The sequence below is a fragment of the Cereibacter changlensis JA139 genome (assembly GCF_003034985.1).
Lineage (GTDB): Bacteria > Pseudomonadota > Alphaproteobacteria > Rhodobacterales > Rhodobacteraceae > Cereibacter > Cereibacter changlensis.
The window spans coordinates 1-1,878 of the sequence record NZ_PZKG01000300.1 but is presented as its reverse complement, the minus strand read 5'-3'; the positions used below and the strand labels follow the sequence as shown (position 1 = coordinate 1,878).

The 1,878-nt window shown below is 60.2% G+C and carries 3 protein-coding genes; 1 reads left to right on the top strand and 2 read right to left on the bottom strand.

Annotated elements, in window-relative coordinates:
• Both C5F48_RS23440 and C5F48_RS23435 read right to left on the bottom strand, forming a co-directional pair.
• A partial coding sequence (locus C5F48_RS23440; RefSeq protein WP_258186567.1) for a sensor domain-containing diguanylate cyclase occupies positions 1-713 on the bottom strand: 713 nt, incomplete at its 3' end.
• Entirely contained in the window at positions 713-949 is a 237-nt protein-coding gene (locus C5F48_RS23435) for a hypothetical protein (RefSeq protein ID WP_107666083.1), read from the bottom strand. The genes C5F48_RS23435 and C5F48_RS23440, both read right to left, overlap by 1 nt.
• A 360-nt stretch (positions 950-1,309) precedes the next feature.
• Here C5F48_RS23435 and C5F48_RS23430 point away from each other — a divergent pair.
• A partial coding sequence (locus C5F48_RS23430; protein ID WP_146170744.1) for a PAS domain S-box protein occupies positions 1,310-1,878 on the top strand: 569 nt, incomplete at its 3' end.

Here is a 1,878-nt window from a genome sequence, read left to right as displayed (position 1 = left end):
GTGTCGCCTTGGCGCAGTTCGGCGACGCATCGCTGGCTAAGCGTTCGTAGGACTCCATCACCAGCGGGGTGCCCGTAGGTGTCGTTGACCGCCTTGAAATGATCGACGTCAAACATGATGATGGCCGCCTCCGTGCCATCCCTGAGGCGCCGCGCCATTTCTTTCTCGGCCATCGCGACCCATCCACGACGGGTCAATGCTCCTGTAAGCGCGTCGCTCATCGCGATCTGCCGAAGTTCGAGTTCATTGAGAACCAGCGCCGCGAAGCTCTTCATGATCTCGATTTGCGAAGCGTTGAAGGTTCGCGGCGCGGTGTCGATCGCGCATAGCGCCCCGAGATTATATCCATCCGGGGTCTCGAGCGGGACACCGAGGTAACTACGGATTTTGGGATGTCCGGTCACCAAGGGGTTTTTGGAAAACCTGGCGTCGAGGGTTGCGTCGGGGATGATCATCGGCTCGCGCGTCTTGATCGTGTGCGTGCAAAACGAAACGTCGCGCGGAGTCTCGCCTGCGGATAGGCCGGCGACCGACTTGAACCACTGCCGATCTTCGTCGATCAAGCTTACCGCTGCAAAGGACACCCCGAGGACATTGCGAACCAGCTCGGTAAGCTTGTCGAAGGGCTGCTCGGCCGGAGTGTCTAGGACGGAGTAGCGGCGGAGAGCGGCAACGCGACCGGGCTCATCAAGAAGTTTCTTGCAGTTCCGCATCATTTCCTCAGCGCAAGAATGGCGGCAATAAGCTCGTCGCGATACGACGCGCAAGCCTTATCGACCACGTCGCGCACCTGCTGCTCATCCATCCCACTGTTCAAGAGGCTCGTCGCTAAAGACATGAGGCCTCGCCCCTGTCGCTCGATGCTCGATCTCAGAGCTGGTGGTATATCAATGCCTTCAAGCGGTTTCAACGCTGCGCTCACGACCTCTTGGGGGTTGGCTCGGTTCATGGGCTCACCTCCTGTCGCCTCCGCTCATTCGGTGAGCCAACTCGCTGCGGCTGCTCTGGTCCTCCCGCAACGGTAGGCTCCATCGGATGATCACCTCGTGGCACTCTGCCACATTGCGATTCAGTTTTACAAGATGCGCTGCCGGCGGGCCTTGACTTCAGTCGCGCCCGCCAGCCAAACATGCCGGCGACGGCACGTCCGCTCGACGCACGCAATGCAGTGGGTGATCCGCCTGGGCGGCCGAGTTGATGACTACCAGAAATCCCCCCCGGGCCTGACTTTCTTAGGGGTAAGGCCACTCTATCATTGCCTGGTGTTCGACAACGCTGTGAAACATCTCCAGCCATCCGGGAGAACCTGATGTCTATGGTAAACTTGATCGATGTGCCAGCGGCACTGCCGGTCGCCGCCTATGCGACTGACGGAGAGGGCTTCATCAGTTCCTACAATCTCCAGGCGGCACAGCTCTGGGGGCGCGAGCATACTCCCCGCAGCCAGAAGTGGTTCGGCGCCTGGCGGATGAGAGATGCGGGAGGGAGGATACTGGCGCCCGACCAGACCCCCCTGGCCGTTGCCTTTCGGGAAGGTTGGGAAATCTCTCAGGCGGACGTGATACTGGAGCGGCCCAACGGTCACAGGGCTTGGGTCAGGGTGCATGCCCGGCTGAAGCTCGAAGCTGGCAAGGTGGTGAGCAGCCTGGTCCTGCTCATCGAGCGATCGCCCACCATCGAGGACGAGTTCCAAAGGGAACATCTGGCATCCATCGTTGCATCTTCGCAGGACGTGATCGTCGGAAAGACCATGGATGGGGTGATCACTTCTTGGAATGGCGGCGCAACCCGGACCTTGGGATATGACGCAGAAGAGATGATCGGCCAGCCAATCACGCGGATAATCCCAACCGAACGTCTCGCCGAGGAAGCGGAGAT